Consider the following 15,325-nt stretch of genomic DNA (forward strand, 5'->3'; position numbering starts at 1 on the left):
AATGCTTTAAATTCAATATTATGAATCCTTTTTTGGACGTATCGCTTCGTTCGCTTGCCGTTTATCTCTTCATGATTTTGGGATTGAGGATTTTTGGCAAAAACCAGCTCTCCCAGTTGAACGCGGGAGATGTCATCTTATTATTATTGATTTCGAATGCCGTCCAAAATGCGATGGTTGGTCCCGATACTTCTCTGCAAGGTGGATTGGTGGCGGCTACCGTTTTATTTTTGGCCAATTTTGGCTTAAAGAAGTTGATGTTCAGAAGTAAAAGTTTGCAACATCTCGTTGAAGACGAACCCGAAATTTTGGTTCGCGATGGAATTGTGGATCTGGTGAAACTGAAACACGCCGAAATCACCACAGATGAACTTTTGGAAACGATTCGGGAACATGGCGTGGAAGATTTGAAGCATGTGAAACTCGCCGTACTGGAAGTAGATGGAAATGTGAGCGTGATTTCCATAGACCAGAATAACCAGACGAATTTTTCAAGGCATAAAAGAAAATTTCCCAGAAAGGCACACCGGATTTGACGGAAATCCCCAATGGTCGTGATGGCGAAATTCCTTCCGCTGGAGGGTTCGATCTCAGACAAAATCCGAAAAGACATGGGGTAGTCATTAGATAGAATACGCAAGAAAATAGCATCTGAATAAATCTTATGAATTACGAAATACGGCCGATGCGTCCCGAAGATGGCGCGAGCGTTTTAGAAATATTCCAGCAGGGAATTGATGGTGGCAATGCTACTTTTGACGACCATGTTCCTGTTTGGGAAGCGTGGGATACGGATCATTTCAAGATGTCCCGATTTGTTTTGGAGGATGAAAACGATCGAGTCGTGGGATGGTGTGCCCTGAAACCGGTGAGTAACCGCGATTGTTTCAAGGGAGTGGCAGAAGTGAGCATTTATCTGGACCATGCATTTCAGGGTAAAGGTTTGGGTTCCATGCTGCTGAAGAAATTAATCCTTGACAGTGAGGATCATGGATTCTGGACTTTGCAATCCGGAATTTTCCCGGAAAATGAATCGAGCATAGCCGTTCACCAAAAACAGGGGTTCAGGATTGTGGGAATCCGCGAGAAGATCGGAAAAATGAACGGCGTTTGGCGGGATATTGTTTTCATGGAAAGAAGAAGTAGGTTGGTGGGCGTTTAATTTTTTTCATTTTCAAGTGTAGTTTCCGGTTGCGCTTCGGAAAATCAAATCATTATAGATAAAATCGCCCGAAATCCGGAAAATCCATTTTCGAAAAATGCATAGCAGCAAAAGAAACATTGGATTTCGGTAAATCAATTGGATAGGACGCTGATTATGCGAACTTTATCGACATGAATGCCTATTCTGTATTGGGTTAATTATGGAACATTGCACTAGATTATCCCATATTCATTCTCCTTTTTTTTAGTCAATATTTTCGTTTGGCATTAAGATTGAAACTATTATGTTAAGTTTTAAAATTAAATGAAATGAAAAATATACTAAAAATAATGGCAGTGGCAGGTTTGACGTTTACATTGGCATCATGTGCGGCGACTAATGATCCTTACGCCACTAGTTATCCGAATAACTATCCTGCTACTTATCCAGGCAATGGTCCTGTTTTCAGGGCACCAGATGGAGCTGTGTACAGACAGGGCGATGTTTACCGGGATCGAAACGGAAATGTCTATCAAAACGGTAGAGTGATCCAAACCGGTGATGTTTACGGACAACCCGGAATCTTGGGAAGAAATGGTAACAACACGGTTTATTATCCGAACAGTAACGCGAGAAGACTTCCTCCGGGACAGGCGAAAAAAATCTACGGTGGCGAAGCCAAAGATTATGCTCCGGGACAGGTTAAGAAACGAAATAACCAATGGCAATACGACAAAAAATGGCAGAAAGAGCAGGAAAAGCGAAACCGGGCGTATAACAAAAATTACAAGAAACACGAAAACCACCAAGGTGACCAAGATGACTAAAAAAAGCGGGATGAAATTCCCGCTTTCTCTTTAAAAACAACATGTGAGTTAACTAATTCACAAATTTATAATTTCGACCCGATGGTGGCCAGGTACGAACTTGGCATTGCTAGCTTTTGTCTATGCTGCCGATCACCTTTTGTGCAAAACCATTCAGCGCATCTCTTTCGCTCATTCCGTTTTTCACGTTTTGGTGTACTTCCAGCGCCCCGCAAATGTCGGTAATCATTTCTCCCACTACATTCAGGTCTTCTTCGGTGGTGCCCCGGAATTCTGAAAACGATTCCAAAACCTCCAAAGCCGTTTCCAGGTTTTCAGGAGTTTGGTTTTGATAAAACTGTCTGATTATTGGGAGTTTCATGGATTCAGCTCTTTAAAAAGGTTCAACAAAATTTCCTGTTGGTTCGTCTGAACCTGGTTCACCAAACTTCCGTTTTTGAAAACTGCGAAGGTGGGCAGGTTATCTACTTTTGCCAACTTCCTGCTTTCCGGAAGCTTTTCCGCATCCACATAAAGGAAAGGAATTGCTTCGTTTTCAGAAGCCAGTTTTTTGAATTTCGGTTTCATGATCCGGCAGTTTCCGCACCATGACGCTCCGTACTGAACGACCACTTTTTCATTGTCTGCAACGATTTGCTGCAAATTATCTTCTGCTAATTCTGTGTACATTTTTTCTGATTTTTAAAATTTACCAATGTGGCAATCTACTCATTTAAAACCTTTAAATTTTCGATGATCCCGAAAGCTATCCCGATTCCCGTCAGGAGCTTTGGACCCTTAATTCTTGTGGGCAGCCAAATATTCTGCGGTTGACTGTCTGTCGGCTTTCATCGCATCTTTTCCTTCTTCCCAGTTTGCAGGACAAACTTCACCGAATTTTTGCACGTGCGTGTAAGCGTCGATCAGTCTCAAATATTCTTTCACGTTTCTTCCGAGCGGCATATCGTTTACGGATTCGTGGAAGATTTTTCCGGTTTCATCCACCAGATAAGTTGCTCTGTAAGTAACGTTAGAACCGGTGAAAAACTCATTTCCCTCTTCGTCAAACTCGAACTCCTGATCCACGATCCCTAAAATGTTTGCCAGTTGTCTGTGCGTATCTGCAAGGATTGGGTAAGTTACGCCCTCGATTCCGCCGTTGTCTCTTGCGGTATTCAACCATGCAAAATGCACTTCATTGGTGTCGCAAGATGCACCGATCACTTTGGTGTTTCTTTTTTCAAATTCAGGTAAAGCCTCCTGGAAAGCATGCAATTCTGTAGGGCACACGAAAGTGAAATCTTTCGGATACCAGAACAAAAGTACTTTTTGCTGGTTTTTTGTAGCCTCTTCCAGAATGTTGATTTTCAGATCGTCTCCCATTTCAGACATTGCGTCAATTGAAATATTCGGGAATTTTTTTCCAACTAATGACATATGATTTGTTTTAAATATTATGGTGCAAAGATATGAAGATTTCATCAATGATAAAATAGGTGCTGATTTATATCATCTATTGCGTCAAAAGAAAGTTGAGTTTGGAAAATTGGCATGAATTTATTTTTAAGCCTGCTTTAGTGATCTGATTTTTAAAGTTTAAGGTGGAAAAGTGGTTTTTTTTAAAGTTATTTTAAAGGTGTTGGATCCACTTTGAAAATTATTGTTTAAATTCACGTCAATAAAAAAATCACTATGAAAAAGATTCTCGTCATTTTGCTCGTGGCTTTTGTACTGATCCAGTTCTTTCAGATAGACAAAACCAATCCGGCTCCCACACCGCAGCTGGATTTCCTGAACATTAAAAAGACTCCCGAATCCACCGCCAAACTCATTAGAAGCAGTTGCTACGACTGCCACAGCAATGAAACCAAATATCTTTGGTATGCCAACATACAGCCGGTTGGTTGGTTCCTTAAAAACCATATCGACGAAGGCCGGCAAAAACTGAACTTCTCTACTTTCGCGAATTATCAGCCAAAGAAACAGGCCCATAAATTAGATGAAGCCGCAGAAATGGTTGAGAAAGGAGAAATGCCGATGGATTCTTATGTCATCATCCATTCCGAAGCAAAAATGAATGATGCACAAAAGCAGGAACTCATCAAATATTTTAAGTTCATCGCGAATGATACCAGGATTTTAAACAACCTTCCGGCGGAAGCCGAGAAAGAATGATATCTGATCCCAATAGCGCGGATGAAACTATTTGATCACCAAAATGAAATTTAATAATCTGTTGTGCCACGCTTCATGAAGTATGGCAATTTGCAAAAAAGGTATAAATAATGGATTCTTCCAAATATTACATTTTCTATGACGGTGATTGCGGTTTCTGCAACTACTGGGTGAAGTGGATTTTGAAAAATGATAAAAAGGACCGGTTTCTCTTCTCGCCGCTTCAATCCGATTTTGGACAAAGTTTCTTGAAGGACAGAAATCTCGCCACCCATGACCTGAAAACCATTTATCTGTGGAAACCTGGGGCGTTTTATCTGACCAAATCTCAGGCGATTTTTGCAGTGGGCAGAATTTTGGGCGGTGTGAATGCTGTTTTTGGGAATATGAACTTCTTGCCAAGAATCCTCACTGATTTCATTTACGACAAAGTCTCGGAAAACCGGATGAAACTGGCTTCGCAGAAATGTTTGGTTCCGGATGAAAAGGAAAGGGGAAAGTTTGTGGAGCGGGTGGAATAATGATTTCTAAAGGTGAAGAACAGTACGGATCAATTTTGGCTTTTCCACAACCTTCCTTCAAATACTTGAAAAAATTCCAAACCTCAAACCTACCTATCGGCAGACAGGCTTCAAATCTTCCTGTCGGCAGACAGGCCCCAAACTTCAAACAACTTTAAACTACTCCAAATAATCTCAAACTTCGCTATCTTTGCACCTATGGAATACAACACCCAACGAACCCATCTTCACATGCCGGAATACGGCAGAATCATTCAGCAACTCGTGGAACGCTGCAAAGAACTCCCAACCAAAGAGGAAAGGAATGAACTTGCCACGGCGATTGTAGATTTTATGGGCCAGAGAAATCCCCAGCTTCGGGATGAAGAAAATTATAAGCACAAACTTTGGGGACATCTCTATATTCTTGCAGATTATGATCTGGACGTGGATTCGCCGTATCCGTTCCCAACGCGGGAGGAAACCCAGGCTAAACCTAAAAGAATGGAATATCCGGTTTTGCAGGGCGAATTTAAGTTCTATGGAAAAAGTATATTGCAGCTGATCGAGAAAGCAATCGAGTTGGAACCGGGTGAAGAAAAAGACGCGCTGATTCAGGTGATTGCTAACAATATGAAAAAATCCTACAATGTTTACAATAAAGAACATGTTCAGGATGAGGTGATTTTCAGACATTTAAAAGATCTTTCAGAAGACCGTTTGGATTTGACTGGAATTGATTCATTGGATAAAAGCAAAATCTACTATGCTTCAAACAGAAGCAACAAAAACCAGAAAGGCAGTCAAAACAACCAAAACAGAAGACGAAATTACCACAACAATAAAAATCGAAAATAAGAATGAGCGGAACATTTCAAATCAGAGGCGGCAAAAGGTTGCATGGCGAAATCACTCCGCAAGGTGCTAAAAATGAGGCCTTACAAATTTTGTGCGCAGTCCTTTTGACTGACGAAGAAGTAAGAGTCAAAAACATTCCCGACATCCACGATGTGAACCGGCTCATAGAAATCCTGGGCGATTTCGGGGTGAAGATCACCAAAAACGGTCGCGGCGACTATACTTTCAAAGCGGATTCCGTGAATTTTGACTACATCAAATCCAACGAATTCAAAAAAGACGGTGCAAAACTTCGTGGTTCGATCATGCTTTTAGGTCCGATGCTCGCAAAATACGGGGAAGCATATATGCCGACTCCGGGTGGCGACAAAATCGGGAGAAGACGTTTGGATACGCATTTCCAGGGCTTGGTGGAATTGGGAGCAGAATTTCACTATGACGAACAGGAATATTATTATTCATTAAAGGCAAAAGAGCTCAACGGAAAATTTATTTTGTTGGAAGAAGCCTCCGTCACCGGAACTGCAAATATTTTAATGGCAGCGGTTTTGGCCAAAGGAAAAACCAGAATCTACAACGCCGCTTGCGAACCTTACTTGCAGCAACTCTGCAAGATGCTCAACAGAATGGGCGCCAATATTTCGGGAATCGGTTCCAACCTTTTGACGATTGAAGGCGTTTCCCATCTTCGAGGAACCGAACACACGATGCTTCCGGATATGGTGGAAATCGGTTCTTGGATTGGTCTGGCTGCGATGACCAAATCCGAAATCACGATCAAAAACGTGAACTGGAACCAACTTGGCGTCATTCCGAATACCTTCAGAAAATTAGGAATCCAACTGGAGCAAAGAGGAGACGATATCTACATCCCGTCACAGGAAAACTACAAAATCCACAAATTTATAGACGGGTCGATTCTGACAATTTCAGATGCACCTTGGCCGGGATTCACCCCCGACTTATTGTCAATTATATTAGTTGTTGCGACCCAGGCGCAAGGAACGGTGCTCATTCACCAAAAAATGTTCGAATCCAGATTATTCTTTGTGGACAAACTCATTGACATGGGAGCACAAATCATTCTCTGCGATCCGCACCGCGCCACAGTGGTCGGTTTGAACCACGAGTCGCCCCTTCGCGGAACCACGATGACTTCACCCGACATCAGGGCCGGAAACGCATTGTTGATTGCGGCGCTTTCAGCCGAAGGGAAATCCATCATCCACAATATAGAGCAAATAGACCGCGGTTATGAGAATATCGACGGAAGATTGAAAGCGTTGGGAGCGGATATTGAGCGGATTTAGACTGAAGTGGTGAAGTGGTTTAAATGTAGGGACTCCTTTTTATATCTAAATATATCTTATTGATTTTGTCTTAACTAAAAACCCAGGTCTCCCAACTTTTTTTATCTTTGCAAAAATTTTTTGGGCTTCAAAAGTTGAAGTAACCCATTCTTAACTAAAAATGATTTCGCCAGATTAGTTGTGTTTTAGCACGCTGCGCGAAGTTGAAGAGAAAATTTATGAGCAATATTGTCGCAATCGTTGGACGACCCAACGTAGGAAAATCCACCCTGTTTAACCGTTTACTTGAAAGAAGAGAGGCCATCGTAGATTCTACAGCCGGCGTCACCCGTGACCGCCATTATGGAAAATCCGATTGGAATGGGGTAGAGTTCACCGTAATTGATACCGGTGGTTACGAAGTAAATACGGAAGATGTTTTCCAGGAAGAAATCTCCAAACAGGTTCAGTTGGCCATTGATGAAGCCACTTCCATCATCTTTATGCTGAATGTGGAAGAAGGCTTGACCGATACGGATCAGGAGATTTTCGAAATGCTCCGCCGTTCCAACAAACCGACTTATATCGTGGTCAACAAAGTAGATTCTGCAAAAGAAGAGTTGGCGGCCACTGAATTTTACCAATTAGGTATTGATAAATACTACACTTTATCTTCCGCAACCGGTTCCGGAACAGGAGAATTGCTGGATGATATTGTCAAAGATTTCCCGACCACCGAATACAAGGATCCATTTGAAGGATTGCCGAAAATTACCATCGCAGGAAGACCGAATGTAGGAAAATCTACCTTAACCAACGCTTTATTGGATGCTGAAAGAAACATCGTGACCGATATTGCCGGGACCACCCGGGATTCCATCCAGACGCTTTACAATAAATTCGGGCACGAATTCGTGCTTGTCGATACTGCGGGAATGCGCAGAAAAGCAAAAGTGAAGGAGGATTTGGAATTTTATTCTGTGATGCGATCGGTTCGCTCGATCGAGTATTCAGATGTGGTGATCATCATGGTGGATGCTACTCTGGGTTGGGAAAGCCAAGACATGAACATTTTTGGTTTGGCCCAAAAGAACAGGAAAGGAATCGTGATCCTGGTCAACAAGTGGGATTTGGTGGAAAAGGAAACCAATACGATGCGTGATTTCGAGAACGCCATCAAAGCAAAAATCGGTCAGTTTACCGATATTCCGATCCTTTTTATTTCGGCTTTAACCAAGCAAAGAATCCTGAAAGCGGTGGATGTGGCGATGGAAGTTTACCAAAACAGGGCAAAAAAGATCAAAACCTCAAAATTGAATGAAGTGATGCTTCCGGTTTTTGAACAAACTCCGCCGCCTGCAATCAAAGGGAAATATGTTAAAATCAAATATTGCGTTCAGCTTCCCACACCGAGTCCGCAATTTGTGTTTTTCTGCAACCTTCCGCAATATGTGAAGGAGCCGTATAAAAGGTTTACAGAGAATCAGCTTCGGAAGCAGTTTGGTTTTACGGGAGTTCCAATTGAGGTGTATTTTAGACAGAAGTGATGTGGTGATGTGATGATGTGGTGATGTGATGATGTGGTGATGTGGTGATTTGGCGATTTGGATTGAGTTTGTAGATTTTGGTATTTTTGATAAAATTATTTATCATGGAAAGAAAAAATGAAATCTTAGACCTGGGAATTGAATTCGCATTGCAAATTATTGAATTCACAGAATTATTAGAAAATCAGCGCAAATTTGTCATTGCAAATCAACTGATGAAAGCCGGAACATCGATTGGAGCAAATATTTTCGAAGCTCAATCTGCGGAAAGCAGAGCTGATTTTATCCATAAATTGAAAATATCGGATAAGGAATCAAAAGAAGCCGAGTTTTGGTTATTGCTGTGCGAACTAGCGCCATCATATCCATTCAATCCAGAATTAAAATCAAAGTTGTTGAGTATCCAAAAATTACTCTCCAAAATAATTTCTTCTTCAAAAATAAACAATAAATCGAATTAGTTGACGGAAATTCAAATCAACCATCAACGCAACAACACATCGACAAATCAACAAATCAACACATCGTCACATCGACAAATCAACACATCAAAATGGTAACAATTCTCTCCGACCGATTTTCCCTTGTCAATTCTTGGATCAATGATTTAAGAAACACCGAAGTTCAGCTTGATCGTATGAAGTTCCGCAGAAATATGGAACGGATCGGTGAAATAGCGGCATTTGAAATTTCAAAAGGTTTGGAACAAAAAGAAATGGAAATCCAAACCCCATTAGATAAAATTAAAGTTAAAGAAATTGCAGTGCAGCCGGTAATTACGACTATTTTGCGAGCCGGAGTTCCTTTATTTCAGGGAATTTTGAATTATTTTGATAAAGCGGATTGCGGATTTGTGGCCGCTTACAGAAAACACGATGCCAACGATTATTTTTCCATCAAACAAGATTATCTGACTTGTCCGAATATTGACGGGCGACCGTTAATTGTGGCCGATCCCATGTTGGCAACCGGTGCAAGTTTGATCGAGGCCTTGAAAGATTTGCTGAATCACGGGAAACCGACCCAGCTTCATATTGTGGCCGCCATCGCATCAAGACAGGGAATGGAGACCCTTGAAAGAGCATATCCGGAAGCAAATATATGGATCGGGGCACTGGATGAAAACCTGACTTCAAAAGGTTATATCACACCAGGTTTGGGCGATGCGGGAGATTTGTCTTATGGCGAAAAATTGCAAAGGTAACCAGATCAACAACTTGAATTCACCAAAAGTTTAGGCGCAAAAAAAAGGAAAGATTTGGACAGGGTTCCATTTCAAAGACTTGATTGCCGAGTACATCAGCTAATTTGGTCTTAAAGGCAGAAAGAGAATTAACCAAAAATTTCCTTATTTGGGAACAGTAAAGTTAAGAAATTCTTTTAAATAAATACCAGTTTTGATTTTTTTTTGTGGTGATTTTTGTCAAGAAAGTGATGGTTTGAAAATCATTGATTTCTATTTTTCCCCGCACTTATTTCTTGTAAACTTCTTTCACTTCAATAGGTTGGGCTCCGCAAACAGACATTCGCCTCAACGGATGATAGGTTATCCAAACTTTTTTTCCCTGTGACAAGTTCGGGATTTTTGTGGCAATCTCTGTTACTTCGTAATTTGTACCATTTTTGTCTTGCAGTAGGTAGTTGCATTTTTCAGATTTCAGGGCGGTCATTTCCGTGAATCTATCGGGTGCAGCATCTGTATCGGATTTGGCGGTATTGGTCATCATGCAGGAAATTGGGAATACCATTATTGTTAAAATTAAACTTTTCATAAGATTGGTATTAAAAAAAGCTGCTGAATTTCTCAGCAGCTTTCGGTTTTCAAATTAATGATTATTTACTTCACCAGTAATTTTTTCGAGTAGGTTTTTGTGCCATCTGAAATTTTCACCATGTAAAGTCCTTTCGGTGCGTAAGACATATCGAATTCTGTTTCATATCCTGTGCCAGCTCTGAAAAGACGTTTTTTAAGTACTTCCTGTCCGGCTGCATTATACAGATCCATGTCCACCATTTTGTTCATTTCCTTGTCATTCAAAATCACTTTGAATTTGTTGTTTCCGGTATTGGCAACCAACACGTTGTTGCTGTCCATTTCCACATTTGAAACTGCTAGATTATCGTTGGTGCAAACATCCAGTGTCCAATCTAGAAGTGTTCCGCCGTCTAGGTTTGACATATCTGTAATGACCAGTTTCCAGTCACCTGTCATCAATTTGCCATTAAATGCAGAAAGTGGTGATTCCGGTTTGAATGTTCCTGTGAATGGGGCAGTACCTGCAGAAATAGCTGTAGTAGCATCATCATCAAAAACGGTATTGGTGTAATTGTCGCCAGAACCTCCTCTTCGGTTGGACAAGATGACTTCAGTGTTATCTGGAGCAACCAATTTGATTACCATGTCGCCATCCCAAGAGTGGAGCAGATTGATTCTTACTTTCACTTTGGTTACTGCGCCTCCGTTTGGATAGTTCACGATTGAAGTGGTCACTGTGCCACTGTTTGGTCCAATCGGATATTGCGTATTGTTGGTTTTAGCGATGCACGCTGAGTTGACGATTGTTTTGGTGACCACATCGTTTGCAGGGACCGCGTCATTGGCCAGCATGGTTTTGGCAGTAAGATTATAGGTCTTAATGGTGTTGAAATTATACGGTGTGGTAAAAGTATAATTCAATGAAGTTCCAGCCGGAATTGGGGTAGTCACAGTTTCGTTTACGAATGCTCCACCATCTACATTATAGGCAACCGGAAGATTGGTAATGGTTTGGGTTCCCTTATTTGAAATCTTCACCTTGATCGGTTGGGAATTCAAGTAACCGCCGGAGTTTGGATCGGTGATGTCATCCATTGCAGCATCCCACTGAAATACGTGATCTACATTTTTGGTAATGCCGTCGTTTGTTGTGTCTTCATCGCCACTTAGGGATGTTCCCGCATAAATGGCGTAAGTCTGACCTTCAGTTCCCAAGTTCGCTTTCGCAGTAAACGTGTAATCTGCCGTGGCACCTGATGCTAAAGGTCCTGCAAAAGTTTCGGTGGCAATAGTGGTTCCATTTACTTTAAACAAAACTGGGATATTGCTTTGTGCATCAGTACCGTAATTGTAAACTTTTACTTTTACTGTTTCTGCATTGCTCAAAGCTCCGGAAACAGGTGTGTCAATGCTGACCACCCCAACATCTTTCAAGAAATTGGGTGCAATTTTGAAAACTCCCACTACATTTTTTCTGCCGCTGTTCATATATTCTGTATCGTACCACATTGTTTTGTAGTCAGCCGGGTCGATATCGATTTTTGAATAATCCCCGTATCTTCCACCAGGAATGTTTGCGTTCCCTTCTTTGATGATGGTTTCTGCAACAGTCATTGTTCCAAGTGGATCTACCGCTTTTCGGCCGGTATAGTAGGAACCTACGTATTTATTTCCCGGACCGCCCATGGCAGTGTATCCCATCCCGATATTTCCTTGCACGTCCATGATCAAACTGGCGTTCCATGCGTGTTTTCCATTGGCTGCTGTATAGGTTCCCTCCTGATAAATCGTCCAGGGTTGCCCATCAGCTGGTTGACGAAGCTCAAACCAACGAATTCCCGCTAGTTTTCCTGTGGCGGCAGTGTTGACCACGAAATTGAAAACCGCGGAATTGTGATCCCCAAATTTTCTAAACTGTGCCTGGTTCATAATGGTAGCCTGCAATGCGTCAATGGTGGCACCTCCATTTGGCTGAGGTAAATTATAAAAACTTCCCCCGTCAAAAACACCTACGAAAGGTTGGGTGTTGAGCTGTACTGGTTGCGACATTACAGAGGCACTTGGATTTGCCCAATTCACAGTGAGGTTCCACAATTTGAGGTGGTCCTGAGAAACGCCGCTCCATGCATCATCCTGCATGTAAACGATTGGGACATTACCAGCAGCTGGTGCATTTGGATCCGAAAGGGTGAAAAATTGCGGGCTGTAAAAACCTGAAGTCACAAGTCCCGGAAGCGGAAATGCCAATATTTTTGCAGAAGGGTCACCTGCCAACATTTTTTCTCTTTCAAAAGCATAAACTTTGTTGGTAGAAGAAGTGTTATCAGTCATATAATACCCATCACTCCAAACTGAAAGTTTCTGATAGTCAGTGACAGATGAATAGGTGTAAACATTCCAGCCGGAAGTCACAGGATCTGCAGTTTTAGAAACCGCCACATAAGCGCCGCTTCCCAAAAGCGTCACAACCCATCTGTTCGCGATGTGGTCATAAGATGCGGTAAGGTCGCAGCAGCCATTAGTTCCGAAAATATTTGATGGTGCCAATTGACCTGTTAAAGGATTTCCGGATTTGTCAAAAATTCGGAATCCGGTGTTGAATACCACAAATACATGATTCGGTCCCACTGCCAAAGCAGGGTCAGTTGGTTGCGAGGTAGAAGCTGCCGCATCAAAAACCAGACTCGGTGTCTTCCCCGGAATAAGCTGTTCCAGCGGATTTCTATTCAGCACATGAATATCGTCTGTTTTCTGAGGATCTTTCCCCGGCAGGATATTGTGTTTGTAATAGCGGCGGTCTTTCATTTCGCCGCCCTTGTCTACAAATGGTTCCAGATTTGTTCTGCTTGCCAAAGATGGCATTTCAACCATTTTGTCGGCTTGTCCGATAAAGGTCGGTCCTTTTCCTTCTTGCGCGCCCACCATGATGCCGACGCATAACATTGCTGCCGAAAGTAATTGGTAAAGTTTTGATTTCATTTTAAATTTTAGTTTGGAAATATTGCGTCTAAAATACTAATTATTGTGAAATATTTAAGAAAATTTTAATAATTTAATTTTACGAAAACATTAATTCGGTAAAGAAATCTAATAGACAGGGCTTTTCTCATAAAAATATGATAATACTTTTGGTGATTATATAACCATCACATGGCATTTTGACCTTCAAGCCACAAAAAAAAGCTGCCGAAAAAGCTCGACAGCATCCGTTTTGGAGTGATCGTGAAATTATTTGCCAGTAATTTTTGGAGAATATGGCGATTCCATCCAATTTCTGTAACAGGTAAATTCCCTTCTGTGCAGAAGACTTTTCGAAATCTGTTTCGCTCTTGCTGCATTTTTGAACAGTCATTTTTCAGGATTTCCTGTAATGCAGTGTCATACAAATCCAATCTACAATATTGTTCCTAGTCCATTCAAAAAACATCGTCTTTGGGATATTTCCAACCAAAAAAAGAAGTCCTAATATCTTAGAACTCCAAATTAATTTTTCCAGAAATTTTTTCTGAGGTAAAGACAATCAATTCTTTATTTTCCAAGCTTACTCTATTCCAGTAATGGTTTCCGGCGAATCTGCTTTCCAGCACCACGGCTTCTATGCCGTTTTCGGAAATCCTGATTTCATTCGGATACCAAAGTTTTTTTGAAAGATTAAATCTGATTAATTCTTCATCAGAAAATACGTTCACTTCGCTGAAAAGTTTGGCCACATATTCATTATAGGGATTTCTATAGGTTTCTTCCGGACCGTCATTTTGGATCAGCCTTCCTTCCTGCAGCACGATGATTTGGTCCAGCCAGGGCATTATTTCTTGAATTTCGTGGGTGGAAATAATCAGCGAAATATTTTTTTCTTTAACATAGTTAAAAAGCCTCGAACGAAGTTCCACTTTCCTTGAAAAGTCGATATTGCTGAAAGGTTCATCCAGCAATAATAATTTCGGCATCACCGAAAGAGCGCGGGCAATCGCAACCCTCTGTTGTTGACCGCCGCTCAAATATTTTGGCAAAATGTGGGCGTATTCCAAAAGTCCGACTACTTCCAAAAGCTCATTGACTTTTTCCTTTTTTTCTTTTAGATTGATATTGGAGATGAACTTTCCCACATTTTCAGAAACCGTCGCATAAGGCATCAGGTCATAGTTCTGTGCCACGAGTTTCATTTCATTTTCTCCGGGAACGATATTGTTTTTTGGGCCGAAAAGCGTTTTTCCATTAAAAATGATTTCACCATCTTCCCAGTCCAGAAGTCCATAAATCAAGTTGATCAGCGTGGATTTTCCACATCCGCTCTCTCCAGCAAGTGCGATGATTTTTCCTGGAGCCACCTTCAAGTTTAAGTTGTTAAATAGTTTTTTTTCTGGAGTATAAGAAAAAAATAAGTGGTTGATTTCTAAAAGCATATTGCAAAAATAAGATTTTTGCCTTTAATGCAATTTTTTTATTATTTTAGCGTCAATATTAAAAACGCAAATTTTCCATGAAGAACATTACCATTGCCTCACTTATTTCAATTTTTGTTTTCGGCTTTTTGGCCATTTCTTGCGGGAAAGACAAACCTTTCATCGGCGAATCCGCAGAGACTGTTGCCGCTAAAGGTGGAACAATATTCGAAGTGGACACGCTGAACAGTAGAATTGAATGGAAAGGCTATAAAATTTTTAAGTCAGACAATTTCAGCCATTTTGGAACCATCAAATTCGAAAGTGGTGATGTTTCCGTACAAAATGGGGAAATTGTGGGCGGTAAATTCGTGGCAGATATGGGAACACTGGAGAATGTGGATTTGAAAGACGATTTGGAACAAAAAGCCAAACTGGAATCCCACCTGAAAAGCGCAGATTTCTTCGCAGTGGAAAAATTTCCCACCGCATCGTACGAAATTACAAAAGTCATCCACAACGAAAGTGGTGATTATAATACCACATTAGAAGGAAACCTTACCATCAAAGGGATTAGCAAACCTACAAAGTTCAACGCCAATGTTTCTGTGAAAGACGGCGAAGTGAGCATTGCCACAGAACCTACGGACGTCAAAAGGGAAGATTTCAGTGTAAGATTCCAGCTTCCGGTGGCAAATGGGGTGATTAAAGATGAGGTGAATCTCCAGATTTTGATCAAGGCATTAGAGAAGAAATAATTTTAGTTTTATAGCACGTGGTTAGCATCCATTCCGGTTTTCTGGAGTGGATTTTTTATTTTTTAAGGTGAATAGTAGGTTTCAAAATCACCCAAAAATCCCTAAATTTG

Annotated in this window: 16 protein-coding genes and 1 pseudogene; 11 read left to right on the top strand and 6 right to left on the bottom strand. The window is 41.2% G+C overall.

Annotated elements, in window-relative coordinates; genetic code table 11:
- The first annotated feature begins 20 nt into the window (after positions 1–20).
- From ACM44_RS01245 to ACM44_RS15910, 3 genes and pseudogenes are all read left to right on the top strand, one after another.
- Entirely contained in the window at positions 21–536 is a 516-nt protein-coding gene (locus tag ACM44_RS01245) for a DUF421 domain-containing protein (RefSeq protein WP_048498302.1), read from the top strand.
- Positions 537–664: 128 nt separating this feature from the next.
- The gene (locus tag ACM44_RS01250; protein ID WP_048498303.1) at positions 665–1,162 is read left to right on the top strand and encodes a GNAT family N-acetyltransferase; all 498 of its coding nucleotides are present in this window, start codon (positions 665–667) and stop codon (positions 1,160–1,162) included.
- A 617-nt stretch (positions 1,163–1,779) separates the two neighbouring features.
- Positions 1,780–1,971 (top strand): annotated as a pseudogene (locus ACM44_RS15910) (hypothetical protein); the annotation flags it as partial.
- Positions 1,972–2,080: 109 nt separating this feature from the next.
- On the opposite strand, the gene ACM44_RS01260 reads toward ACM44_RS15910, so the two are convergent.
- The 3 genes from ACM44_RS01260 to ACM44_RS01270 all read right to left on the bottom strand — a co-directional run bounded on the left by ACM44_RS01260 (position 2,081) and on the right by ACM44_RS01270 (position 3,387).
- The gene (locus ACM44_RS01260; protein ID WP_048498305.1) at positions 2,081–2,332 is read right to left on the bottom strand and encodes a DUF6952 family protein; all 252 of its coding nucleotides are present in this window, start codon (positions 2,330–2,332) and stop codon (positions 2,081–2,083) included.
- Positions 2,329–2,640 carry a thioredoxin family protein gene (locus tag ACM44_RS01265; protein ID WP_048498306.1) on the bottom strand — a complete coding sequence of 104 codons (312 nt, stop codon included), beginning with the start codon at positions 2,638–2,640 and terminating at the stop codon, positions 2,329–2,331. The genes ACM44_RS01260 and ACM44_RS01265 overlap by 4 nt, the downstream gene beginning before the upstream one ends.
- A 108-nt stretch (positions 2,641–2,748) precedes the next feature.
- Complete coding sequence (locus ACM44_RS01270; protein WP_048498307.1) at positions 2,749–3,387, bottom strand: peroxiredoxin; 639 nt, start codon at positions 3,385–3,387, stop codon at positions 2,749–2,751.
- A 255-nt stretch (positions 3,388–3,642) separates the two neighbouring features.
- Between ACM44_RS01270 and ACM44_RS01275 the strand changes: the two genes are divergently transcribed.
- The 7 genes from ACM44_RS01275 to upp all read left to right on the top strand — a co-directional run bounded on the left by ACM44_RS01275 (position 3,643) and on the right by upp (position 9,523).
- The gene (locus tag ACM44_RS01275; protein ID WP_048498308.1) at positions 3,643–4,125 is read left to right on the top strand and encodes a heme-binding domain-containing protein; all 483 of its coding nucleotides are present in this window, start codon (positions 3,643–3,645) and stop codon (positions 4,123–4,125) included.
- Between the two features lie 110 nt (positions 4,126–4,235).
- Positions 4,236–4,646 (top strand): thiol-disulfide oxidoreductase DCC family protein, encoded by a 411-nt coding sequence (locus tag ACM44_RS01280; protein WP_048498309.1) that lies wholly within the window; start codon positions 4,236–4,238, stop codon positions 4,644–4,646.
- A gap of 198 nt (positions 4,647–4,844) precedes the next feature.
- Positions 4,845–5,483: a DUF4290 domain-containing protein gene (locus tag ACM44_RS01285; RefSeq protein ID WP_048498310.1), complete on the top strand. Its 639-nt coding sequence runs from the start codon at positions 4,845–4,847 to the stop codon at positions 5,481–5,483.
- Between the two features lie 2 nt (positions 5,484–5,485).
- Entirely contained in the window at positions 5,486–6,793 is a 1,308-nt protein-coding gene (gene murA / locus ACM44_RS01290; protein ID WP_048498311.1) for a UDP-N-acetylglucosamine 1-carboxyvinyltransferase, read from the top strand.
- 218 nt (positions 6,794–7,011) lie between these two features.
- Positions 7,012–8,319: a ribosome biogenesis GTPase Der gene (gene der / locus ACM44_RS01295; RefSeq protein ID WP_048498312.1), complete on the top strand. Its 1,308-nt coding sequence runs from the start codon at positions 7,012–7,014 to the stop codon at positions 8,317–8,319.
- A 104-nt stretch (positions 8,320–8,423) separates the two neighbouring features.
- On the top strand, positions 8,424–8,780 hold the full coding sequence (locus ACM44_RS01300) for a four helix bundle protein (protein WP_048498313.1): 357 nt from the start codon (positions 8,424–8,426) through the stop codon (positions 8,778–8,780).
- A gap of 92 nt (positions 8,781–8,872) precedes the next feature.
- Entirely contained in the window at positions 8,873–9,523 is a 651-nt protein-coding gene (gene upp, locus ACM44_RS01305) for a uracil phosphoribosyltransferase (protein ID WP_048498314.1), read from the top strand.
- Between the two features lie 268 nt (positions 9,524–9,791).
- Here the strand turns inward: upp and ACM44_RS01310 are convergent, their stop codons facing one another.
- The 3 genes from ACM44_RS01310 to ACM44_RS01325 form a co-directional block, all read right to left on the bottom strand.
- A complete protein-coding gene (locus ACM44_RS01310) occupies positions 9,792–10,091 on the bottom strand; it encodes a hypothetical protein (protein WP_152669277.1) in 300 nt (99 codons plus the stop codon).
- Between the two features lie 65 nt (positions 10,092–10,156).
- Positions 10,157–13,054 (bottom strand): proprotein convertase P-domain-containing protein, encoded by a 2,898-nt coding sequence (locus ACM44_RS01315; protein ID WP_048498316.1) that lies wholly within the window; start codon positions 13,052–13,054, stop codon positions 10,157–10,159.
- 491 nt (positions 13,055–13,545) lie between these two features.
- Positions 13,546–14,478 (bottom strand): sulfate/molybdate ABC transporter ATP-binding protein, encoded by a 933-nt coding sequence (locus ACM44_RS01325; protein WP_048498318.1) that lies wholly within the window; start codon positions 14,476–14,478, stop codon positions 13,546–13,548.
- Positions 14,479–14,555: 77 nt separating this feature from the next.
- Here ACM44_RS01325 and ACM44_RS01330 point away from each other — a divergent pair, with 77 nt between their 5' ends.
- Positions 14,556–15,215 (top strand): YceI family protein, encoded by a 660-nt coding sequence (locus ACM44_RS01330; RefSeq protein ID WP_048498319.1) that lies wholly within the window; start codon positions 14,556–14,558, stop codon positions 15,213–15,215.
- The last annotated feature ends 110 nt before the right edge of the window (positions 15,216–15,325 follow it).

The sequence above is a fragment of the Chryseobacterium koreense CCUG 49689 genome, from assembly GCF_001045435.1.
In the GTDB taxonomy this organism is placed as follows: domain Bacteria; phylum Bacteroidota; class Bacteroidia; order Flavobacteriales; family Weeksellaceae; genus Kaistella; species Kaistella koreensis.

What these genes read in the sequence shown, in the direction of transcription:
- ACM44_RS01315 (WP_048498316.1), bottom strand. Translation starts at nt 13,054, where the DNA reads ATGAAATCAAAACTTTACCAATTACTTTCGGCAGCAATGTTATGCGTC.
- ACM44_RS01300 (WP_048498313.1), top strand. Translation starts at nt 8,424, where the DNA reads ATGGAAAGAAAAAATGAAATCTTAGACCTGGGAATTGAATTCGCATTG.
- upp (WP_048498314.1), top strand. Translation starts at nt 8,873, where the DNA reads ATGGTAACAATTCTCTCCGACCGATTTTCCCTTGTCAATTCTTGGATC.
- ACM44_RS01250 (WP_048498303.1), top strand. Translation starts at nt 665, where the DNA reads ATGAATTACGAAATACGGCCGATGCGTCCCGAAGATGGCGCGAGCGTT.
- ACM44_RS01310 (WP_152669277.1), bottom strand. Translation starts at nt 10,091, where the DNA reads ATGAAAAGTTTAATTTTAACAATAATGGTATTCCCAATTTCCTGCATG.
- der (WP_048498312.1), top strand. Translation starts at nt 7,012, where the DNA reads ATGAGCAATATTGTCGCAATCGTTGGACGACCCAACGTAGGAAAATCC.
- ACM44_RS01330 (WP_048498319.1), top strand. Translation starts at nt 14,556, where the DNA reads ATGAAGAACATTACCATTGCCTCACTTATTTCAATTTTTGTTTTCGGC.
- ACM44_RS01325 (WP_048498318.1), bottom strand. Translation starts at nt 14,478, where the DNA reads ATGCTTTTAGAAATCAACCACTTATTTTTTTCTTATACTCCAGAAAAA.
- ACM44_RS01260 (WP_048498305.1), bottom strand. Translation starts at nt 2,332, where the DNA reads ATGAAACTCCCAATAATCAGACAGTTTTATCAAAACCAAACTCCTGAA.
- ACM44_RS01265 (WP_048498306.1), bottom strand. Translation starts at nt 2,640, where the DNA reads ATGTACACAGAATTAGCAGAAGATAATTTGCAGCAAATCGTTGCAGAC.
- ACM44_RS01270 (WP_048498307.1), bottom strand. Translation starts at nt 3,387, where the DNA reads ATGTCATTAGTTGGAAAAAAATTCCCGAATATTTCAATTGACGCAATG.
- ACM44_RS01245 (WP_048498302.1), top strand. Translation starts at nt 21, where the DNA reads ATGAATCCTTTTTTGGACGTATCGCTTCGTTCGCTTGCCGTTTATCTC.
- murA (WP_048498311.1), top strand. Translation starts at nt 5,486, where the DNA reads ATGAGCGGAACATTTCAAATCAGAGGCGGCAAAAGGTTGCATGGCGAA.
- ACM44_RS01275 (WP_048498308.1), top strand. Translation starts at nt 3,643, where the DNA reads ATGAAAAAGATTCTCGTCATTTTGCTCGTGGCTTTTGTACTGATCCAG.
- ACM44_RS01285 (WP_048498310.1), top strand. Translation starts at nt 4,845, where the DNA reads ATGGAATACAACACCCAACGAACCCATCTTCACATGCCGGAATACGGC.
- ACM44_RS01280 (WP_048498309.1), top strand. Translation starts at nt 4,236, where the DNA reads ATGGATTCTTCCAAATATTACATTTTCTATGACGGTGATTGCGGTTTC.